Below are 20,560 nucleotides of genomic sequence, written 5' to 3' on the forward strand. Positions count from 1 at the left end.
CATGAGCGACACCCGCCTCAACAGCATCATCCGCGCATTCGAATCCGGCAAGCCCGCCTTCACCGCGTTTTCGAAACTGGACAAGCAGAGCGCCATCGAGATGAGCGATGCGCCGTATGACGGCATCGTCTTCGAAATGGAGCACAACCCGTACGACGTCTCGGCGCTCGGCGATGCATTGCAGTACATGCTCAACCGCAAGCAGATTGCCGAGTCCGGTTCAGTCGCACCGCGCGTGACGCCAATTGCCCGCATTCCGTCCAACGGTGTGGAGATGAATCAGGCGTTCGCCAAGCAGGTGCTCGATCGCGGCGCCTACGGCGTGGTGTGGCCGCACGTGGCGACGGTGGAGCAGGCCTGTAACGCGGTGGCCTCGTGCCGCTATGCGCGCCCGAAAAACGCGCCGCTATATGAGCCCAAAGGTGTGCGCGGCGATGGCCCCGCCACGGCCGCACGCTACTGGGGTTTGAGCATGGCCGATTACTACAGGAAAGCCGACGTATGGCCGCTGGCTCCGGAAGGCGAGATTCTCGTCGGCCTGATGTGCGAAAGCACCGAGGCGATCGGCAACCTCGACGACATCCTCTCGAACGTGCCCGGCATCGGCTTCATCCTGATCGGTGAAGGCGACCTGAGCCAGGAGCTCGGCTTTCCGCGTCAGTACGAACATCCCGAAGTGCTCGACGCAATGCGCCAGATCGTCGAGACCTGCCACAAGCACAACGTGGTGGTCGGCAATCCGCACACCACCGCGAAGAATCACGAGCGACTGCTCAAGGAAGGCTACCGCTTCCTGATGTCGGCGCCGCAGCGCAGCTATGGCGTGGTCGGCGCGGCGCGCGAGCTGGCGGGATACTGATGAACGGAGCCGCAAGCCTGGTCCGGACGCTTACCGCTCAGGGCGTCGACGTCTGGCTCGCGAACCCGGCACCTCGGAGATGCACTTCCTGAAGGCGCTGGAGAACCCGCAGATGCGCAGCGTCCTGTGTCTGTTCGAAGGCGTCTGCACAGGCGCAGCGGACGGCTATTACCGGATGAAAGGCAAGCCCGTGATCGATATCGATCGCCCGCGTATCGACTGGCTGGCGATGGCGCAGGGCATGGGCGTGCGCGCCGTCGCCGTCGACACGGCCGAAGCCTTCCATCAGGCGATGGCGGACTCGGTGAACGAGGCCGGTCCGTGCCTCATCGAGGTGAGGCTTTAACCCCATTCAAGCATAAGGACGCACATCAATGACAACGACGACCCTGACTGAAGTACCCACGTTGCGCACCAATCTGGCCGACTATCCGGTCACGAAGGCGATGAAGGACGGCCGCGTGGCGTCGGACATCGTGAAGCTCGACTATTGCGGACCGACGCCGGCCCATAACGGCTTCAAGGCGATGGTGCGCGAGAACAAATTCGACGCGGGCGAACTGGCGATCGTCACGTTCCTGCAGGCCAGGGCGTATGGCAAGCCGTACATCTTGTTGCCGACGCCGGTTTCCGGGCGCTTCCAGCATCATTGCGCGGGTTTCAACATCGACTTCGGCCACCTCGATCCGAAGGATATCGAAGGCCGGAAGGTCGGTGTTCGCACCTACACGCAGACCACCGCGCTGTGGATTCGCGGCATTCTGCGCCACGAATACGGGGTCGATCTCGACAAAGTGACGTGGATGACGCTCGGTGACGGGCATCTCGCGGAGTACCGCGACCCGGAGAACTGCGAGCGTCTGCCGGCGGGTTCGTCGATTCCCGAGATGATGCTCAAGGGGGAACTGGCCGCTGCGCTGCTCGGTGAAGACATGCCGAAGGACGAGCGGGTCCGCACGCTGGTGCCGAATGCGCAGGCGGCGGCGAAAGACTGGTTCGCACGGGAGAACGTGGTGCCGATCAATCACATGTTCGTGGTGCACGAGGACATCTCGAAGCAGCGCCCGGATGTGGTGCGGGAGCTGTACCGGATGATCGTCGAAAGCCGTGAGCTCGCTGAAGGGGTGCCTGCGGTGTTTCCGCCGATCGGGCTGGAGGCGAACCGCAAAGGTCTGCAACTGGCGATCGACTGGGCGCTCGATCAGAAGATCATTGCACGCCGTCTGTCGGTCGATGAACTGTTCGACGATGTGACGGGCAGCCTCGGGTAAACGAAGGAAGCAGGCGCAGCGCACGCGAAGCAAAAGTTGAAACGAGCACATCACGCGCAGCCGGGAATAGCGGCGCAGAAGCGGTTGAGCGGTTTCACGCCGCTTACCTACGCATAATTAATGGAGGCAATTCGCTGTGTATCTGACATCATCTGTGAAGAAGCGCCTGGCTTATTCAGTCATCGGGGGCACCTGGATTTTCATTTGCGCGAGCGCGCAAGCGGCGACCGAAGGCACGGCGCTTCTCAATCGCGTCGGCCCAGTGACGTCCGAGTTGTACGTCGCGAATGCGGACGGTACGGACGAACACAAGTTGCTGCCGACTCCGGGTTTCGACTATCACGCTTCTTTTTCGAAAGACGCACAGTGGATCGTCTTCACATCCGAGCGCGATGGCCTCGGCCAGTCGAATCTCTATCGCGTCAAAGCGGACGGCTCGGACCTGACGCAACTCACCCATCACATTGCAGTCGACGATGCCGCCGTCTTTTCGCCGACCGACCCTAACGTCATCGCATTCGTCTCTTCACGCCGCGGCGCGAAAGAATTCGGCACGACCAATATCTGGACGCTGAACATTGCGACTGGCGCGTTGAAGAACGTCACCGGTTCGCTGAAATTCGATCCGAGCAAACCGCATAGCTACTTCCGGCCGACGTGGTCTCCGGACGGCAAATGGCTTGCCCTGTCATCCGACATCGGTTCCGATTGGCGCGGCCACAATCTGCCGGTTGGCTGGGAGCGTACGCAGGAAAGCAGCATCTACGTCATCAGGCCCGATGGCTCCGGCTGGAAGAAGATTGCCAGCCATCCCGGTTTTGACGAGGGTTCCCCCTCCTGGTCGCCGGACGGCAAGCGCGTCGTTTTCTATGAAACGCCGGTTGAGTCGACGTGGGGTGCACATCGTCCGGAAGGGATCAACTCCGTCAGCTCGCAACTGGTGTCGGTCGAGTTGTCCACGCTCGCGAAGACCACGTTGACGTCGACGCCCGGCTTCAAGGTGTTCCCGCAATATCTGACGGACACCAACGTCGCGTATCACGTGAAGGGCGGCCAGACCGAGGGCATCTACACCACCGCCGGGACTTTCCGATCGACGGCGGATACGGGCATTCGCTCGCCGCGCTATTCGTCCGACGGCACGCGAATGGTCTATGAAAAGATCACGATGCGGCCCGCGCATCCGAATGGAATGCCGATGTTCAGCTTCGACCCCGCGTGGGACTACCGCTACATCGACGTATTCCCGCAACTGTCGGCGGATCGCAAGAAGCTCGTGTACACGGAAAAGGCGATGAACTCGTCCATTGCCACCATCAACCCGGATTTCTCCGGCTACACGCGCATCTATGATGCGGCAACGAGTGGCCTGACCCCGGACATGGTTAAGAAGGGCCTGGCGGGGGCGTTCCAGCCGACGTGGTCACCGAATCGCGAGTGGGTGGCTTTTGGCGTGGGCGACTGGTTCTTCACGCGCGGCGCGGGTCCGGGCCGGATTGCGCGGATCAAGGCGGACGGCAGCATGGACGGCCATCCGGAGTTCCTGACGGACGATTCGATCAATGCGGGCTTCCCGAGCTATTCGCCGGATGGCAAGAAGCTCGTGTACCGCGTGTGGAGCCCCAAGGTGCAGGGCCTGCGCATTCTCGACCTGGATACGCGCAAGACGACGGTGCTGACGACCGACGCGGACAACCTGCCGGGCTGGTCACCGGATGGCAGCAGGATCGTGTTCACGCGCAAGCTGATCAACCCGACCGATCCGAACAAATTCAACTATGACGTGTTCACGATCAAGCCTGATGGCACGGGTCTGGTCCGTCTGACTTCGGATGGATCAAACCAGGGGCATGCCGTGTGGACCTGGGATGGCAAGATCGGCTACAGTTCAGGCACCTATGGCTTCCGGGATGAACTCGCGCTGTACGACAACAGCTTCCAGCCCGACGGCCAGAACTGGGTGATGAATGCGGACGGAACCGAACAGCATGCGATCACGGATACGTTGTGGGAGGAGGCGATGCCGTTATACATTCCCAACCCTTGATCCGGGTGCTGCACTAGTGTGAGAGGCGCCGTGCAAAAGCACGGCGCTTTTTATTGCGCAACGAAATGAATGAGTGGGCACGCGACGGCTGTACTTTGCGCTTGTCGCCGATCCCATGTAGAAAAGGAACGCTATCCTAAGAAGCCGTCAATCTGATTCGTTGAGCCAGTGAAGGAAACAGCTTCAGCAAATTATCTGAAAGATGAAATCTCGAGAACCGGGTTCTGCATGGGCGAAGAATAGGGAATAGAAGTGAATACCAAGCTACATGCTCGTATTCAATAATGCGGCGTAGGTGAAGGAACTTCAGCAATCGCCCACGTGAAAGAGAACCCATTTCGAGGCGTGCTTTGAAACGCTCACTGGCGACCGGTTGAATGGATCGCCAGTGAGTAAGTGTTACAGGCGTGCCGATCAGAAATGAATTTCGGCTATCACCATGGGTGCGGACGTTATCGTGCTGACCGTTTCACGAGTCGGCGAGCCATACATGTGGTACCAGTATTCGTAGCCGACGCCAGCATAAATAGTTCGCGGATGACCAGCGAACGAACCAAGATCGGCCAGCAGCGAGACCCGTGTGAGAAATTCCGTTGTGGTCTCGACGCCGAAGCCGTCTTTTCCTTTCGGTCCGGTCACGCTCGCGAAGCCGCGAAACATCAATGGCACCGGACCTGCCCGGAACGGGAAGAGCCATGAACTTTCGACGTGCCAAGCCGTGTTGTAGTGCACGTCGACGCCGACGATGCCGTTGTGGTTGCTTTCGGTTCTCAGGCCCGCAGTCAGATTCAGGAACCCCCGCGGCAGCGCGAATTCGAGAGTCGGACCGAAAACGAGCATTCGTGCTCGCTGCGCGTAAGCGTCGTTCTTCGTGCCGATTTCGTAGCCGCCTGTCAGGCCCACATCCCGAATGATGCCGATACCGACCGGCCTTCCGAGGATTTTGCCCGCGCTCAACGTCACGCGGCCGATGCTATACAACTCTTGTGCGCCACCGGAGGAAGGGCCGCCAGCTTCCGGATTCGCTGAGTTCGAGATGATGTAGTCGACATTGAACGCATAGCTACCGAATCTGAAGCCACCGGTAGTCGTGAGATAGCCGATGTTTTGCGCGACCTTGTCGGGAACGCCAGGGTAGTGGAAATTGCTGCCGTAGCGGTAGCCGATATAGGTGTCGTTCCACGAGACGGGCGGTGCACCGATTTGTTCTCCCGATTTCAGATCCGGAGCAGTGAGCGGAGCGGTGCTATTCGTCTGGGTTGGTTGGGATTGCTGGGGAACGGAGGCATTCGGTGGGCTGAACACCTCCGCATAACTGAATTCGCTCAAGCAGCAGAACATGGCGATACCGAGAAGCGGCTCGCGCACAGCTATCGAAAATTTTTTCATGTCTCCATCCATATTGTTTTTTATCAGCCCCGACTACACTTGGCGCTGCGCACCTTATTGAAGATGTTCTGTATGTCTCCGTCGAAATGGGATTGAGGTCGATCGGTGAGGAATGGTATTGGATGGCCGACCGTCTGCCTTTACACAAAAGTTAGATTCGCTGGCATTTTTTGCAGGCGCAAGCGAGCTGGCGACGCCTTGCGTGTCGCTGCTGCAGAAAAAAATGCCAGTGAATCGACTTTTTGTGTAGGGACGCATGCTTGAGCATCAAATATTCTTGCTCCTACAAGACAGGGTGTGCGGCGACGAAAGACTCGCCCGACCCACTGAGAAAGAAATTCAACGGAGACGAAATTGACAATGAGCCCCCTTGAGGATCGCCTTTTCTGAGCATTCCGCCGGTTTGCGACCTTGATGTCCACAGCGAAAAGCAGTTCAACGCAAGGCGCCTGAGATGGTGCGGTGCCCGCGCCGGTGTCGGCGAACGGGCAAGTGGTAGTCGCTATCGATACGGCGCCGAACTGATTCTTTGAGTGCGCCGCTGAACGCGGAGTGGCGTACACGCCGATCGCCATCACAGACCGTGACTCCGCTGCTTCCTTGCGCCTGCGCAATGAGTGGACCATTCGCGTTGACGCATCGGATCCAGGGTGGGCGCACTCCGCGTCATCTCCCCGCCGTGCGTTGTCCTTACAGACTGGAACGCCTGACTCGCAAATGCGCCGAGCACGCACCTTGACGCCGCCCCCCATCGGGCGTGCGCACGGAACTGCGGATTTATCGAGTGTCCTGACTCGAACCGCTGAACGATGAAATTAAAAACTACATATTGATTCGGAGACGGAATGAAAAAGTTGATCGCTCTTGTGTCAGGCGTTGCATCGGCCTGGACGTTTAGCACCGCACACGCTCAGTCGTCGGTCACGCTGTACGGCATTGTCGACAACGGTCTGGAGTATCAGAATTCTGGCGCGGGAGCCGTGGTGCGCGCGGTATCCGGTGGGCTCTTTGCAAGCCGATACGGCCTGAAGGGCAGCGAGGAAATCGGCGGCGGCCTCAAGATCAACTTTCAGTTGGAGCAAGGCTTTTCTGGCGTCACAGGGGCGGCCTCGAACGCGGCCGCCGCCTTCAATCGCCAGGCATGGGTAGGGGTGTCCGGCGGTTTCGGTGAGGCGCGTTTCGGGCTGCAAAACACGCCTCAATACATGTTCATGAACCCTGAACTCGACCCGGTGGCGGTCATGAGCATCGGGTCGCCCATGAATAATTTCAACAGTCTGACCGTTCGGGTCAACAACGCGATCTCCTATTTCACGCCGACTGTCTACGGCTTGAGCGCGCAGTTCATGGTCGCGATGCGGGATGCGACGACCAGGCCGAGCAACGGGCTGCAGTTCTATAACGCGGCCGTGCGCTACGTGAATGGACCATTCCGCGTGGCAGCGGGTTATGAGCAGGCAGACAATGCGGCAGGAACCTCGACGCTGAAAATTTTCAACGCGGGCGGATCGGTGGGAATAGGGGCCGCCCGTTTCTATCTGGCGTATCACACGGAGCGTCAGACCGACAACAGCGTGAAGCGCGACGTCTATGAAGTATCGGGTTCGTACTCGTTCAGTCCCGCCGACCAGCTTTCACTCATGTATGGTTACGCACACGATCGCAGTGGTCAGGGGAACAATGCACAGCAGGTGGGCCTGACCTACTCGTACTCCCTCTCGAAGATGACGACCCTTTACGGTTCCGCAGGCTTCATCGAAAATCGGAATCAGGCGCGCTTTACCCTCAACGGCACCGGGTATACCGGTATTGCGGTCGCGCCAGGCGCCAACACGCGCGGGGTCATAGTCGGAATGCTGCATCGGTTCTGATGCGCGAGCGCCGGCCTCGCCGGGCCGGCATCGATGTTCGGGTAAATCGCAGGCCGCTATTCCCGGAAATGTATGGAAAAATTGGCGTTGTTTTGCCGACGCTCCGCGGGTGCTACGATGCATCCGTTCGGCACAGCGAGAACTTCGTTAGGTATGTTCTCCAGTCCTGAGCGGATTTTCAATGTGAGAAAACGAACGTAGAGACGATTTTTTAGGGCCCCCCAGAGCGCTGCTCTCCGGGGCCGAGCTGTTGACCTCGACTGGCGAACGACGAACGTCAGATCGAGGTGCACGCCGATTCTGGATGATGAATTGTGGTCACGCCTCAAACCGTCGTTGCTGCCCTTGGAACTCTTGCCCTTCAGCAGGGCGGCGTGCAAGCCGGTGTTGCACCGGGCCGCATCCGCCTGCATGTCGTTCGTGCAGGCGAACGGGTGACGCGAGCGGACCACGGCCCTATCTCTTCTGGCCTCTGGCAAATCTCCGTGGCCGCGATTCCGGCCGGCGCCAACCATCGCAATGTCACGCGACTACTTCAGAAACCACCGTCCTTCTACCCCGCTCGCGGCGACCGCTTTCGCGTGGCTCGGCCACGACCAAAGGCGCACAGCATCCATTTCGTGATTGCTTGCCGATGCGCTGGACACGGCAGCAGCTTCGGCAAGTATTGCTGCGTGGTTGAACGCATGCGCGGCGCGACTGTGGCAACATCGACAAATAAATCGTGGACTCCGTGTGCAGAGACATCGCTCACAAGCCACGGATCGTGAAAGATACAACTGACTGACGATGCGGTGCAGACGATCTGCCGTCGCCCGGTCAAAAAAATATGGCCCAGTCGGAACCAACGCCAGAGATATTCTGCGTAAGGCCGGAAATTCAAGGACGGCCGCGATCGAATCGGTTCGGCCGCCAAGGAGACTTTATGACGCACAGTGCCGTGGCAAAGTATCAATCCAGATCGGCCCCGAAAGTGAAGCGAACGACGGTTCCCAAGGTCCGCCTGTATGTGGAGCAACCTGAGGAAAAGAACTGGTTCGTGCATGTCGGTCACGTGACCGACCGGGGTCGCTGGCGAACGGAGCCCCACGCGCATCCTGCCTACGGTCAGGTGATATTCGTTCGCAGCGGACGCGGTGTCATGAATCTCGAAGGTAGCCGCGTGCCATTTGAAGGCCCTTGCGCGCTGCTGTTACCGACCGAGTGCGTTCACGGCCTCGACTACGAGGTCGATGTCGACAGATGGGTCGTGACGATCGAGGTGGCCTATCTGACACAGGTCAACGCCAAGCTCCGCGAATTCATTTCGCTGTGGGCGTTGCCGCGAATGATTCCGCTCTGCTATTCCGCCGAAGCAGGAATGGAGTTCTACAGCGTGATCAACAGCCTCAAGCAAGAGGTCGAATCCGACGCAATCGGGCATGTGGTGGGCACGGAAGCGCTGCTCACGACGCTCCTGCTCATGCTGGTCCGTGAAGCGCGTCTGGAACAACAACACGGCAACGAAGGCGCGACGCGCAACGATATCCGCCTGGTAGACCGCTTCCGGAAACTGATCGACGAGCATTACCGGGAGAATTTGCCACTGCAGGACTACGCGTCGATGATGGCGATGTCGCTCGTGCAGCTGCGCGCAGCCTGTGCTTCCGCGGCCGAGCAGAGCCCTACCAAGATGATTCACGCGCGCATTATCGCGGAGGCAAAGCGCAGCCTCATTTTCGGGGACATGTCGGTGGAGCAGATTGCCTTTGGACTCGGCTTCGCGGACGCCGCGTACTTTACGCGATTCTTCCGCAGAGAGGTCGGCCAGGCACCCAGCCAGTTTCGCGCCGCGTCGCGACAACAGGCCGATCGCAAGGTTCTCCCGCAGTAGATGCAGTAGTCACGCTGACGGGTTCAGGATAGCTTGTCGAATATCCGCGTGGCGTTAGGCGCCTTGGCGACCTCCGCTCTTTCTGCTTGACGTCTCATGCTGAATGCCGGATTCGGTACCGTGCTTGATTGAATTAAAAAGTACCGGCGAATCCGACTTTTGTGCAGGGACGTCCCGCGGCGAATCACCTACCCTTGGTCTGGTCTTCCCGTCGGCGACACGCGAACCACGGCTCGCCGTTGAACGACATCCTGAGTGACCGTCTATTTGTTAGCCGTCAGTCCCGCCGCGCAAGTAGCATTCATTCGTCTCACACTCTGTGCCTCTAATCAAATCGAATATGACGCGGTTGTTCCGGAGAAATGGCGTAGTGCGGTATGGCATGGCGACGGGGCTTATCGCTTTGACTATATCAGCAGGCATGGTCGGCATCCGCGTTCGTGCGGCCACACTAACAACACCCGAGCAGACGGAATTCGTCTACGTCGGCACGATGCAGAGCCAGATTGGCACCCTGCGCTTCGATACAGTTACCGGCAAACTGACGGCGCTCGGCCCGGCTGCCCAAGGGCTGAAATCCACGTGGGTCGAGGCACACCCAACGCTGCCGATCCTCTACGCCGTCGATGACGACGCCACCAAAGAAGGAAGCATCACGGCCTACGCCGTAGATCGCGAGAACGGCGCGCTCACCCGGATCAATGCGTCACTGACGGGCGGACATGGAACCACGTTCCTGCGATTCGATATCCCGTCGATGACCCTGCTCGGCGCGAATTACAACAGCGGCTCCGTCTCGAGCGTTGCGGTCAATCGGGACGGCAGTACTGGGCCGCTCGTCTCGACGCTCGCGGAGACCGGGTCAGGGCCGAACCGGCGCCAGGCGAGCGCGCATGCGCACAGCGTCGCAATCGATCCGTCCGGCCGCTACGCACTCGTTCCCGATCTCGGCGCCGATCGTGTGTTCATTTATCGTTTCGACCGGCAAACGCGCGTCCTGTCACAGGACGATGCGCCAATCTCACACGCCTTCGTCGCGCCGCCGGGCAGTGGTCCGCGCCATATCGCGTTCAGTTTGGACGGCCGGTTCGTTTATCTGCTGACCGAATTGAGCGCGGAGATCATGGTTCTGCGCTGGGATGCGTCGAAAGGGCAATTGACGCTGATGCAATCGTTGCCGACCAGCAGTCAGGACTTTCAGGGCGTGAAGAGCGGCGCCGAACTTGCGCTCAGCCATGACGGGCGCTTTCTCTACGTCGGGGATCGCGGAGAGAATGCGCTGGTCGTCTATCGCGTCGACCCGCAATCGGGCGAGCTTGCTTTCGTTCAGCGCATTGCCTCGGGCGGCGAGAAGCCGTGGGGACTGGCTATCGACTCATCAGGCAAATGGCTGCTGGTTGCCAATCAACGTAGCGGCAAAGTGAATGTCTTCGGTATCGATCGGGAATCGGGCATGATCTCGGATACCGGGCAATCAGCAGACATACCGTCTCCGACCAGCGTTGCTTTTGTGAAGTGAGGAGCCCAGGCGCTTATACCAATGCATTCTCGCGGTCGGAATCTGTCGCCTCCGCGACCCGTGCAAGCCATTGCTCCGCCGGGATTGGCAGACCCAACTGCGCCAGGGCGACATCGAAGTGTTTCTTCGTACCCCACAGCGACGCGTCCCCCACGATAAAAATCCGATGTTGTGCGCGGGTCACGGCCACGTTCAAAAGATTCGGTTTAGCCGATGCCCAATCGGCCGATCCTGCGCGATCGTGATCCGCGCCGAGAACGAAGATCACGACACTCTCTTCCCTGCCCTGGAACGTGTGTACGGTGCCAATCCGGTCGCGGCACCACTGACCGAAATCTTTCTTCGTCGGCGCCCGCCCGCTCACACCGGCTTGCCAGTCGAGTTTGCGCAGACGCGCCAGCAGTTCTTTCCTGATCGCCTTGAATGGTGAAATCACATAGAGCGGGGGCAGCGCGCCAGACCTTGAATAGAGCAGCGTAATCAACCTGACCACGGCGTCGATCTGTGCCGGCACGACCTGTTTTGCCGATGTCTTGCCTCGCACATCGATCCATGCACTCGCGCCGAGGTCGAGGCGATCGTCCGGCGGCAGCTCGGAGTCGAGTCCATACACCATCTTGCCGCGATAGGCGATCCGGTTTGCGATGGGGAACATCGGGTACACACAACGCCGATGCACGCGCAGCGGACTGCCGATCCACAGCCGCTCTTCTCCATCCGCCGTGACGTACGTGCCGTACGGATTGGCATCGTCCGCGAGACGCTGAGCCGATACTTTCGCCGGTGAGCAGCGTCCGTCCGCCGTATGCGGCGAGAGGTCCGCCAATGCGCCGATCAGCCGGGACGGCACCGTGAACACCGGCTCGATTTGCAGCGGGTCGCCCACCACCATCGCACGCTGAGCACGCCAAAGTGCGCCGACGGCGGCCTGCGGAACCGCCTGCCCGGCTTCGTCGATGAACAGCCAGCCGATCGAGCGCGGTCCCATTCCATGGAACTGCCGTGCGAACGAAGCGAACGTTGTCGATACGACCGGCACCACCATGAACAGGCTTTGCCAGATCAGCCCGGCGTCGGCGGGATTCTCGAGACGCCGTCCGCCAAGCAGTTTACCGATTGCAAACAGATTGCCGCCGAAACCCAGGCCACCGGTCTTCGCGACTTCCGCGAGCCATGCTTCGTGTAAGGCAAGCGATTTCACGAAAAGGTCGGAACGCAAATGCGCAAGGTCCGGATCTTGCCAGAACCCGTTTTGCTGGACCTCATCCGTTTCGATCAGGTCGAGCGCACCCGGCAAGCTCGTCTTGGCGAAGCGCGTCTGGCAATCGGCGAGTTCCGCCTGGTTGCTTTGCCATGTTGCCTGGGCAGTGGACAACGCCGCCTTCGCAAGCGCCACCCGTGATTCTTCGCGGCGTACGGCTTGCGCTGCGGCAGTCGCCGCTGCACGGCATTGGCTATGATTGCGCCGCGCCTCGATCTGCGCGTGCGCGTTGCTGGCGACATTCGCCGCATGCGTGCGCGCCGCTTCGCTGCGCAATAGCCTGGCAAGACGTCCCGGCCTCGCCCGGTCGAGAAGGCGCTCTTCTTCCTTCAAGTCGCCTAGCGTGGTGTCGGCCTCGCTTAGTGCAGCATCGCATTGCTGTTTCGCTATTGCCGCCTTGTGTGCAAGGCGGCCGACTTCGGCCAGAGCATCCGCTGCGGCGCTCGTGAACTGCTCTACCGACACGCCGGACCACGCGGAATGCAACTCGCCATAGCGCAAGCGTTCAGCAAGTGCTCTCTGGACTGCCGCATCCGCTTCGAGAAATGCGCGTTGCGCCGACGCGAAATCCGGTCCCGAGTAGTGCTTGATCCAGTCCCAAATGGCATGGGGATCGGCCGGTCCGCCGCGTTCGTTGGCCGGACGTTTGTCGTCAAAAAAACGCTCGCGGAAACGCCGGCGATTTTTCGTATTGCCGAGCGCGCAGGAAATCAATCCCCATGGCGTGTCTTTCGGCTTGAGTTTCGCGAAGCTCTTCTCTCCGGTTTGCGCCGCTATCTTGTACGCGACCGGTTGCAGATACCGAACGCTTTGCCACGCGTCACCCAATTGTTTGCGCTTGGGCAAATCTATCGAAATGTTCTCGACCGCCGCATTGTTCGATGACGCGACGACCATCTCGAACCCCGTCAACTCCGGGCGAAGCCGGCGAACCGTTGCCGGGTTGCCGTCCGTAAACGGGACTTTGATCTTGCCGCCGCTGAATGCATCTGCCGCATCCTTCAGTGCGGCCAGTTGCCTCGCGCGTCGCACGAGGTTCTCGGAAATCATGTCCCGCAACAGCGTCGTCTTGCCAGTTCCAGGCGGTCCGTTCACGGAGAACAGGCCTGCGGCTCTCAACTGGTCAAAAGCCGTATTGATGGCGAACTGCTGCATCAGGCTCATCTTGCGCAACGAATCTTCAGGCCAATGGCCAGCGTTCATCTTCGCGGGATGCAGCGCGTCGACGATTGTCGCGCGGCCCGCATCGCTATACAGGTCGACGCGATGCTGCGTATCGCCGGGCGAGAGATAGGCGCGTATCGTCGTCGGTATATCGCCTTGTACGATCGATGCGATGCAACGCTCGATATCTTCGATATAGAAGCTATTGAGTATGTCGATGCTTGGTTCATCGGCTGCCGTGTCGTCTTCATCCTCGTCTTCATTTTCGTCGCTGGACTCGGAGACGGTCGACAATTCCCCTTGCGGAGTGGCCACGGCATTCTTCTCGACATCGTGTCGAGGCGCGGGCCGCTTATTGTTCTTCTTTTCCTCTTTAGTCACGATTTCGAGCAGCGCCACCGGCAAATCCGCCGAGGGCTCGAAACCGGACCAGTCCACGAGTAACGCGTGCAGGGACAAAAGTTCTTCGCCGGTCAGCGGCATCGGTTTCGATGCGTCGTCCGGCGCGGATCGCTTTCTCAAGCGGTCGGACTCGTAATTGAACAACCTGTCGGACAGATCGCGCCGGGCTGCGTCGAATGCCGACGCGCTGAGTGCGTTCAACCCGCTTTTCGACGCCGTCCCTAACGCCCATGGCACTGTCGATATCGACAAGGGATCGAAAAGGGGCTGCCCCTGCGCATTGAGATTCAAGCGAGCGAAACACGACTGCCCGTCCAGATCCGCACGCTCTTCATCTTCTGTGGCGTTGGTCTGAAGCAGCGTGGGCAGACTAGTGGCGAAATCCGCGATTGCCTGCATCTCGAAGATGCCGAAATAAAGCCGGAATCCCAGCAGTTCGCGCCCTTCAGGCACTTTGATTTGCCAATGCGAGAACGCGCCTTTTGCCAGGTCGGCTGGGCGTAACCACTTGAGGGCGCCCTCGTCGGCTTTGTCGAACACCTGCTTGAGATCGAATGGGATGAAGAACTCGACCTTATGCCAATAGTCGAGGATATCGCGAAAGCGTTGGGATTCGTTCATGCCGTTTTCTGATTCATGTTGAGCACAATAGCTTCGTATCATAGGCGCATTTGCAGAACAACAACTGCGCGTGGCAAATGGAGGTACGGCTTTTTCCGGTCTGGAATACAGCTATGCGTATGGCCGACCAGAACTTTTTAATCCGTTTGGCATATAAAAGAGGGCGCGGTTAAGCAGGCAGCTATGTAAGCCGCTCTTGTCTGCCGAGCGGCGTCGACCGAATGCTATTTGCTGGTTCCAGCCGCCTGCTGCGGAAAAAAGCGGCAATTTGAATTAAGTCGAATTCATTACTCTAAATTTCCACATCTTTTTGCCGATAACAGACGGTGTGTTTTTGCGCGTGTCTGAAGGTCACCTCAAGCCGGCGCACAACACGCCAAGAAGTTTCAAAAGGCACTAAACCGGTAGTGGAGAAAAAGAATATGCGTATCAAGCGAGGGAAATCGGCTGTCGGGGTCATCGTTGCGCTCTCTCTGGCAGCGACTCTGGCTGCGTGCGGCGGAGGGGGCGACGGTGACAGCGGCACGAACGGCCCGGCCAACACTGGCACGAACACGAGCAACGGCACGAACACCAACACAGGCACGAACACCGCAGGCAACACACCAGTCATCACCCAAACACCGACTGACGACGGCCAACTGCACGCGGCCTGCTCGAACTGCGGCGCGGCCGATGACTCGACCTACACGGGTAGCGGCCTGGGCCTGTGGCAAGCGCTCAACACGGGCGCGCAGCCCGACACCGTCAATGTGTCGCTCAAAGGCACGACGGGCCGCAACGTCACGCTCGTTTTCACCAATGAGCTGGCAACCCCGGTGGCCTTCAACGCCAGCGTGGCGGCTCCGGCGGCCGATGTCGTTTCCATGAAGGCGCAGGCTTCGGGGGCATCGACAGGCGGAGAAGACCCGCTCGCGCAAAGGATTCACGAATTCAACGCGACCGGCTGGAAGACGCTCGTGCAGCCGAGCGCGGCTTCGTCGGCTGCTTCGGGTTTGACCGCTGACATCGTCGGCCGCGTGCAGCGCTCGGTGGTGACCTACACCATCGGCGATACACGCGACTTCTGGCTGGCGGACTACACGCAGCGCCACATGACGCTTCAGGCTGTGGGCACGACCACAGACGGCACGAAGGTCAATATCTGGGTCGAGACCTCCGAATACGGCACGGGCAAGATCACGCCGGCAATCGTCAGCAGTCTTTTGCAGAACTACGCGGGCACGGGCGGCGTGTACGACATGGTCACGGGCGTGGGCGGTCCTTTCTGGGGCACGGTCAGCACGGCCGGCATGATTGGCGCATCGCAACCGGTCGACCTCGTCGTCGCGAACTTCGATCACGATGCGCAGCCGTACGGCATGGTGGGCTACTTCTGGTCGCTAAACAACTTCGTCAACCAGGGCAGCGGGCTGACGGCTTACAGCAATGCGGACCTGTCGCTGTATCTGGATTCGGAGACGCTGTATCTGGCCGGCGCGGCCGGCATGAAGTCGATGCAGACGGTAATGGCGCACGAAAGTACCCACATGCAGAACTTCTACCGCCGCGACATGCTGATGGGAGCGCAGTACGCGTACGACACGTGGCTCGAAGAAACGACCGCGATGATGATGGAGGACTGGGTCAGTTTCAACATCGACTCCACCTACAACGCCGTTCGCGACAACCGCTTCATCAGCTATCTGACGTACGACAACCACGGCAGCTACAGCTGCGGTCTGACGACGTGGGACGTGGGCGACACGACGTGCGACAGCTACACGACCAACGGCTCGTTTGGCGGCTTCCTGAACCGGCAACTCGGCCTCGCGTTTTACAAGGCCTTGTTGAACGACAAGAATGCGACGACGTCGATGGCTATTCTGAACGACGCCATCAAGCAGGTTCGTGCGGATTCGAGCGTCGCTCAGGAGTTGCGCCACTTCACCGCCGCCGCAAGCGCTCAGGTGCCGCTCGCGGCGAACATGGCGCAGTACAGCTTCCCGTCGCGGGCGGAAGGTGGCTTCACGCTGCCGTCCATCGATCCTTCGAAGATGGTTCGTTTGCTGCCGTCGGCCTCGCCGGGCATTCTATTGGGCTACGCAAGTTTCCCGGTGGTGCGTTCGAACGTCGCGAGCACTTACCAGGAAACGGTGACGTTGCCGCCTGGCGTGACGCTGTCGGTCATCGTGCAGTAACCTGGTCACGCGGCGGCATCGCGCGGGCTTGATTGAAGAAGCCGTCCCCTTCCCGGGACGGCTTTTTTCGCGCATGCTGCTGGGTGATTGAAATCGATAACCACTGCACACGAACGGTTTGACTCTGCTGCCGCTATGCTTCGAAAACTTCTGCTGTCCGCATTCGTTCTTTGCGCCGGTGTCGCGTGCGCAGGCTCGGCGCGTCCCGGCGATCCGGTCGATCTGCGCGGTACGTTGATGCTTCGCGGCAATGAGCCGTTTGCGTATGCCGTCGTTTCCGACGGCAAGACGGTGTGGCAACTCGTAGGCGTGGAGCGCGCGACGGCGCTTCGCTTGCAGGGCCGGCCCGTGCATGTGAGGGGCCGGGTAGGAGAGACCGCCGTGCCTTCCGGGCTGCCTGCGGTTCAGGTGGATGCTGTGGAGGCGGATGACGGGACGGGGCGTTGAAGTACTCAGCACCCGTCCCCGGCGTCACACGCCGCTGCGGAAATCCTCCGCATCGACGTCATACCCCGACGGCTCCCAACGAATTGCAAGCAACGCCAGCAATCCGCACAACGGTGCGAACGCGATGACCCAGAAAACACGCGTGCTTAGCGCAGCCGCCAGCACCGGAAAGAGAAAGAGCGACGCGGCCGAACTGGCGCGCATCAGCGTCTGATTGAAGCCCACGCCGACCCCGCGCAGCGACGTCGGATAGCTCAACGACGCGAAGGTCATGCTGTGCGATCCGGGTCCAATGCCTTGGCCCAGCAGGAACACGGCGAGCAACGCAACGGCTGCGACCACCTCGGGCATCGACGACGGACGCCGCACGACGGCAAGGCCCAACAGCGAGATCAACTGCAGTGCGTAGCCGAGTACCGTCAACTTCCACGCGCCGACCGCGGGCACGATGCGCACCGCAATCAGGCCGCCGACGAAAGCGAAGCAGAGATTCAGCGCGAGCGAGGCGAGAATCGTCGTGAGCATCGACTGTGCAAGGAAGCTCGAAATGATGACAGGCAATCCGAACGCGACGGCGTTATAGGCGAAAGCCGAAGCAATGCCAATGATCGTCGCGAGAACCGTTCGCCGCAGATAGACGCCGCGCAGCAGCGCGCCGTAATTGCGCCACGAACCTGCGCGCACGGGCGCACGACCGGCGATGGTTGCGACTTCCGGCGCGACCTCCGCATCGATGCCGTACGAACGCTTCAGAATGCGGGCTGCACCTTCAAGGTCGCCCTGATTGGCGGCCCAAACGGGCGATTCGCTGATGTATCGGCTGCGAACAGCAATGATGATGATCGCCGGCACCGCGCCGAAGCCGAGAATCAGACGCCATAGCAGGCCCGAGTGGCTGGCCGGCAATGTCGAATAGAAGCCCAGCACGAGCAGGTATGAGATGCTGATCGCCGCATACCAGACGGGGCACCACGTGGCGATACGCGCGGCCTTGTTGCCGCGTCCCGACAGGCGTGAGAACTCGGCCAGAAAAGCCATCGCGACAGGCAGATCGATACCCACGCCGAGTCCCATGACGAAGCGCGCGCCTCCGAGCACCCAGGCGTTGGGCGCCAATGCGCATGCCAGCGCTGCGACCACGAAGAAAAACATGTCGGCCATGAACACGCGATAACGGCCGATCTTGTCGGTGAGAAAGCCCCCGAAAAAAGCGCCGAAAATCGCGCCGAACGTAATTGCCGACGCAACGAGCCCCGTGCCCGCAGGCGTGAGCGAAAATTCGCGCGAGACGTCCTTGAGGCCGAACGCGAGCGCGCCGAGATCATAGGCATCGAGAAAAACGCCGCCGAGCGCGATGGCAACGACGATGCGCGCGTCGCTTCCGGCCGCCGCGCCGCGGTTGACGAGGTCGGAAACATCAGAAGCCGAACGGATGACAGGCTTTGCGGGCCCGGGTGTGGACACGGCGGACGGAGTAGGCGCAAAGGTAGTTGACATACGAAGACGAGCGGCAAAAAGGCGCCATCGTACGCTGGACCTCCGGGCCGTACAAATCCATATTGGTTATTTGCTCATGCAGTCAGGGGGCGGAATCGTCGTGCATAGCGCTCTTTTCCGCAATAAGCTGAGATTTTGAGGCTACGTAATTGAAGTTTACGTAATAATTGCTGCGCACGCCCCGTTTGAATTCCACTAACCGACAAATGTGCAGGTCATGGCTTTTAGCGAACCAAGGTCTCCATTTTTCAAGTGGGTCGTGTCTTCCGCTCAGGAACTGAGTCCGGAAAATCGCCAAATCCTGCTCGCTCATCTATTCACGCGAACGCCGTCGATCATATTCGCGTCGATCTGCGAAATCAGCGTTTGCGCCACCGCTTTCTATCTTTATCCGATCCCGCTATATGCAGCGTGGGGGAGCGCCGTCGTCGCGCTCCTGTTCGCGCGCCTTGCGTTGATCTGGCTGTGCCGCAAGCGCAGCGCGCAAAATCGGCCCACGCCGACCTCCGCGTTTTTGCTGGCGAGTCTGCTGTGGAGCGTGCTGTTCGGCTTCGGCACGTTGTTGTGCAATATCAGCGGAGATCCAACGCTATTCCTGCTCGGCAACGTTTGCGCGGTCGGTGTGATCGGCGGATTGGCCGGCCGCAATGCCGGCACGCCCAGACTCGCGATGCTGCAGATCTCGTTCATCCTGGGCCTGTTGGGTCTCGGCGCGGCGATGTCGCCTGGCAACGGCAAGCTCGTGCTGCTGTTTCAGGCGCCTTTCTGTGCCGCCGGTTTCTTCACTGTGGCGCTACGCAGCAATCGCGACACTGTCGCCCTGTTGCTGACGCGTGAAAATGCCCACCGTCTCGCCCGCCAGGACAGCCTCACCGGCCTGCCCAATCGCGCGCGTATCAGCGAATTGCTGCTGGAGCGCACCGGGCAGGGCGCGTCGCGTGAGAATCAGTCGTTCGCTGTTCTCCTGATCGATCTGGACGGTTTCAAGGCGATCAACGACAGCCTCGGCCATGCCGCGGGCGATCAGATCCTTCAGGAAGCGGCGATCCGCTTGCGTCAAATCCTGCCGGGCGGCGATCAGGTCGGACGCCTCGCGGGTGACGAATTCGTCGCGCTTTCCGACGGTATAAGCGAGATCCGCGACGTTCGCGTGCTGGCCGACCGCATCGTCAAGACGCTTGCGCGCCCGTTCGTGTTGAGCGAGGCGCTCGTGCATATCGGCGCGAGCGTGGGAGTTTCGCTTTATCCGGAGCACGCGAAGACGGGGCCGCAATTGTTGATCTGTGCTGACCGTGCGTTATATGCGGTCAAGCGCAGCGGTAAAAGCGCGTTTGTCATCTTTGATGCCGACAAGCACGTTTCCGACGAAAGCCTGAGCCTGCTGCGTAGCGACCTGGAAGGAGCGCTAAAGTCGTTCAACGGCCTGCGCATGGAGTATCAGCCGATCATCGATCTCAGCGACGGCACAATTTCCGGCCGCGAGGCGCTGATTCGCTGGACCCATCCGAACCGCGGCGAACTGCCACCGTCCGCGTTCATCCCGACCGCGGAACGCACCGGCCTGATTCTCGCTCTGGGCGAATGGGCCTTGTTGCGGTCGTGCACGGAAGCTGCGACGTGGCGGGACAAGGTTGCCGTCGCCGTCAATGTCTCGCCGGTGCAGTTGCGCGAGGAGTCGTTTGCGTCGACGGTTGCGGCGATTCTTCGGAAAACGAGGCTGCCGCCCACGCGTCTGAACCTCGAAGTCACGGAAACGGTGCTATTGAACGACGATGCCGTCACGCAGCGCAACGTTGCGAGGCTGCGTGCGCTAGGCATCGGCATGGCACTCGACGATTTCGGCACCGGCTTCTCGACCATGTCGACGCTCGTGCGTTTTTCGTTCGACAAGCTGAAGATCGACAGCTCGTTCGTCAAGGAGTCCGTACACGGGCGCGAATCCGCGGCGGTGGTGCGCGGGATCGTCGCGCTGGCTCGCGAAATCGGTATGCCGACCACGGCAGAAGGTATCGAAACGCAGGAGCAGCTGGATTTCGTGCGTGTGTGCGGCTGCACGCACGCGCAGGGCTTTTTGTTGGGCAAGCCGCTGCGCGGCAGTGAGATCGAGCAGATCGACGGGCAACTGACCGTGAACGCGCGTTCCTGAAGACCGGCATGGA

The 20,560-nt window shown here is 60.2% G+C and carries 12 protein-coding genes and 1 pseudogene; 10 read left to right on the forward strand and 3 right to left on the reverse strand.

Translation table 11 applies throughout. The features are described 5' to 3' along the window. Position 1: 1 nt before the first annotated feature. The 4 genes and pseudogenes from CIC12_RS22060 to CIC12_RS22075 all read left to right on the forward strand — a co-directional run bounded on the left by CIC12_RS22060 (position 2) and on the right by CIC12_RS22075 (position 4,177). Positions 2–859 (forward strand): HpcH/HpaI aldolase family protein, encoded by an 858-nt coding sequence (locus tag CIC12_RS22060; RefSeq protein ID WP_168665291.1) that lies wholly within the window; start codon positions 2–4, stop codon positions 857–859. Continuing rightward, positions 859–1,049: pseudogene (locus CIC12_RS22065) on the forward strand (thiamine pyrophosphate-binding protein); the annotation flags it as partial. The gene CIC12_RS22060 and the pseudogene CIC12_RS22065, both read left to right, overlap by 1 nt. 184 nt (positions 1,050–1,233) lie before the next feature. Then, positions 1,234–2,130: a phosphate ABC transporter substrate-binding protein gene (locus CIC12_RS22070; protein ID WP_168666985.1), complete on the forward strand. Its 897-nt coding sequence runs from the start codon at positions 1,234–1,236 to the stop codon at positions 2,128–2,130. Between the two features lie 154 nt (positions 2,131–2,284). Beyond that, on the forward strand, positions 2,285–4,177 hold the full coding sequence (locus CIC12_RS22075; RefSeq protein WP_168666986.1) for a PD40 domain-containing protein: 1,893 nt from the start codon (positions 2,285–2,287) through the stop codon (positions 4,175–4,177). 414 nt (positions 4,178–4,591) lie between these two features. Here CIC12_RS22075 and CIC12_RS22080 read toward each other — a convergent pair whose 3' ends face one another. Then, the gene (locus CIC12_RS22080; RefSeq protein WP_168666987.1) at positions 4,592–5,566 is read right to left on the reverse strand and encodes a hypothetical protein; all 975 of its coding nucleotides are present in this window, start codon (positions 5,564–5,566) and stop codon (positions 4,592–4,594) included. 845 nt (positions 5,567–6,411) lie between these two features. Here CIC12_RS22080 and CIC12_RS22085 point away from each other — a divergent pair. The 3 genes from CIC12_RS22085 to CIC12_RS22095 all read left to right on the forward strand — a co-directional run bounded on the left by CIC12_RS22085 (position 6,412) and on the right by CIC12_RS22095 (position 10,829). Beyond that, complete coding sequence (locus tag CIC12_RS22085) at positions 6,412–7,437, forward strand: porin (RefSeq protein ID WP_168666988.1); 1,026 nt, start codon at positions 6,412–6,414, stop codon at positions 7,435–7,437. 925 nt (positions 7,438–8,362) lie between these two features. Next, positions 8,363–9,310 (forward strand): helix-turn-helix domain-containing protein, encoded by a 948-nt coding sequence (locus CIC12_RS22090; RefSeq protein ID WP_168666990.1) that lies wholly within the window; start codon positions 8,363–8,365, stop codon positions 9,308–9,310. Between the two features lie 421 nt (positions 9,311–9,731). Continuing rightward, complete coding sequence (locus tag CIC12_RS22095; protein WP_238812806.1) at positions 9,732–10,829, forward strand: lactonase family protein; 1,098 nt, start codon at positions 9,732–9,734, stop codon at positions 10,827–10,829. Between the two features lie 13 nt (positions 10,830–10,842). On the opposite strand, the gene CIC12_RS22100 is transcribed toward CIC12_RS22095, so the two are convergent. Then, positions 10,843–14,277, reverse strand: a complete 3,435-nt coding sequence (locus CIC12_RS22100) for a DEAD/DEAH box helicase (protein ID WP_168666994.1) — start codon at positions 14,275–14,277, stop codon at positions 10,843–10,845. Between the two features lie 422 nt (positions 14,278–14,699). Here CIC12_RS22100 and CIC12_RS22105 point away from each other — a divergent pair, with 422 nt between their 5' ends. Both CIC12_RS22105 and CIC12_RS22110 read left to right on the forward strand, forming a co-directional pair. Further along, the gene (locus CIC12_RS22105; RefSeq protein WP_168666996.1) at positions 14,700–16,457 is read left to right on the forward strand and encodes a M30 family zinc metallopeptidase; all 1,758 of its coding nucleotides are present in this window, start codon (positions 14,700–14,702) and stop codon (positions 16,455–16,457) included. Positions 16,458–16,592: 135 nt separating this feature from the next. Then, a complete protein-coding gene (locus CIC12_RS22110) occupies positions 16,593–16,904 on the forward strand; it encodes a hypothetical protein (RefSeq protein ID WP_168666998.1) in 312 nt (103 codons plus the stop codon). A 24-nt stretch (positions 16,905–16,928) separates the two neighbouring features. Here CIC12_RS22110 and CIC12_RS22115 read toward each other — a convergent pair whose 3' ends face one another. Continuing rightward, positions 16,929–18,401 carry an MFS transporter gene (locus CIC12_RS22115; protein WP_168667000.1) on the reverse strand — a complete coding sequence of 491 codons (1,473 nt, stop codon included), beginning with the start codon at positions 18,399–18,401 and terminating at the stop codon, positions 16,929–16,931. A 217-nt stretch (positions 18,402–18,618) separates the two neighbouring features. On the opposite strand from CIC12_RS22115, the gene CIC12_RS22120 reads away from it, so the two are divergent. Next, the gene (locus tag CIC12_RS22120) at positions 18,619–20,547 is read left to right on the forward strand and encodes a putative bifunctional diguanylate cyclase/phosphodiesterase (RefSeq protein WP_168667002.1); all 1,929 of its coding nucleotides are present in this window, start codon (positions 18,619–18,621) and stop codon (positions 20,545–20,547) included. The last annotated feature ends 13 nt before the right edge of the window (positions 20,548–20,560 follow it).

The organism is Paraburkholderia sp. SG-MS1 (assembly GCF_012275575.1).
Lineage (GTDB): Bacteria > Pseudomonadota > Gammaproteobacteria > Burkholderiales > Burkholderiaceae > Paraburkholderia.

Coding starts and splice junctions, on each gene's coding strand:
- CIC12_RS22105 (WP_168666996.1), top strand. CDS start 14,700: ATGCGTATCAAGCGAGGGAAATCGGCTGTCGGGGTCATCGTTGCGCTC.
- CIC12_RS22070 (WP_168666985.1), top strand. CDS start 1,234: ATGACAACGACGACCCTGACTGAAGTACCCACGTTGCGCACCAATCTG.
- CIC12_RS22095 (WP_238812806.1), top strand. CDS start 9,732: ATGGTCGGCATCCGCGTTCGTGCGGCCACACTAACAACACCCGAGCAG.
- CIC12_RS22060 (WP_168665291.1), top strand. CDS start 2: ATGAGCGACACCCGCCTCAACAGCATCATCCGCGCATTCGAATCCGGC.
- CIC12_RS22120 (WP_168667002.1), top strand. CDS start 18,619: ATGGCTTTTAGCGAACCAAGGTCTCCATTTTTCAAGTGGGTCGTGTCT.
- CIC12_RS22100 (WP_168666994.1), bottom strand. CDS start 14,277: ATGAACGAATCCCAACGCTTTCGCGATATCCTCGACTATTGGCATAAG.
- CIC12_RS22080 (WP_168666987.1), bottom strand. CDS start 5,566: ATGAAAAAATTTTCGATAGCTGTGCGCGAGCCGCTTCTCGGTATCGCC.
- CIC12_RS22115 (WP_168667000.1), bottom strand. CDS start 18,401: ATGTCAACTACCTTTGCGCCTACTCCGTCCGCCGTGTCCACACCCGGG.
- CIC12_RS22085 (WP_168666988.1), top strand. CDS start 6,412: ATGAAAAAGTTGATCGCTCTTGTGTCAGGCGTTGCATCGGCCTGGACG.
- CIC12_RS22090 (WP_168666990.1), top strand. CDS start 8,363: ATGACGCACAGTGCCGTGGCAAAGTATCAATCCAGATCGGCCCCGAAA.
- CIC12_RS22110 (WP_168666998.1), top strand. CDS start 16,593: ATGCTTCGAAAACTTCTGCTGTCCGCATTCGTTCTTTGCGCCGGTGTC.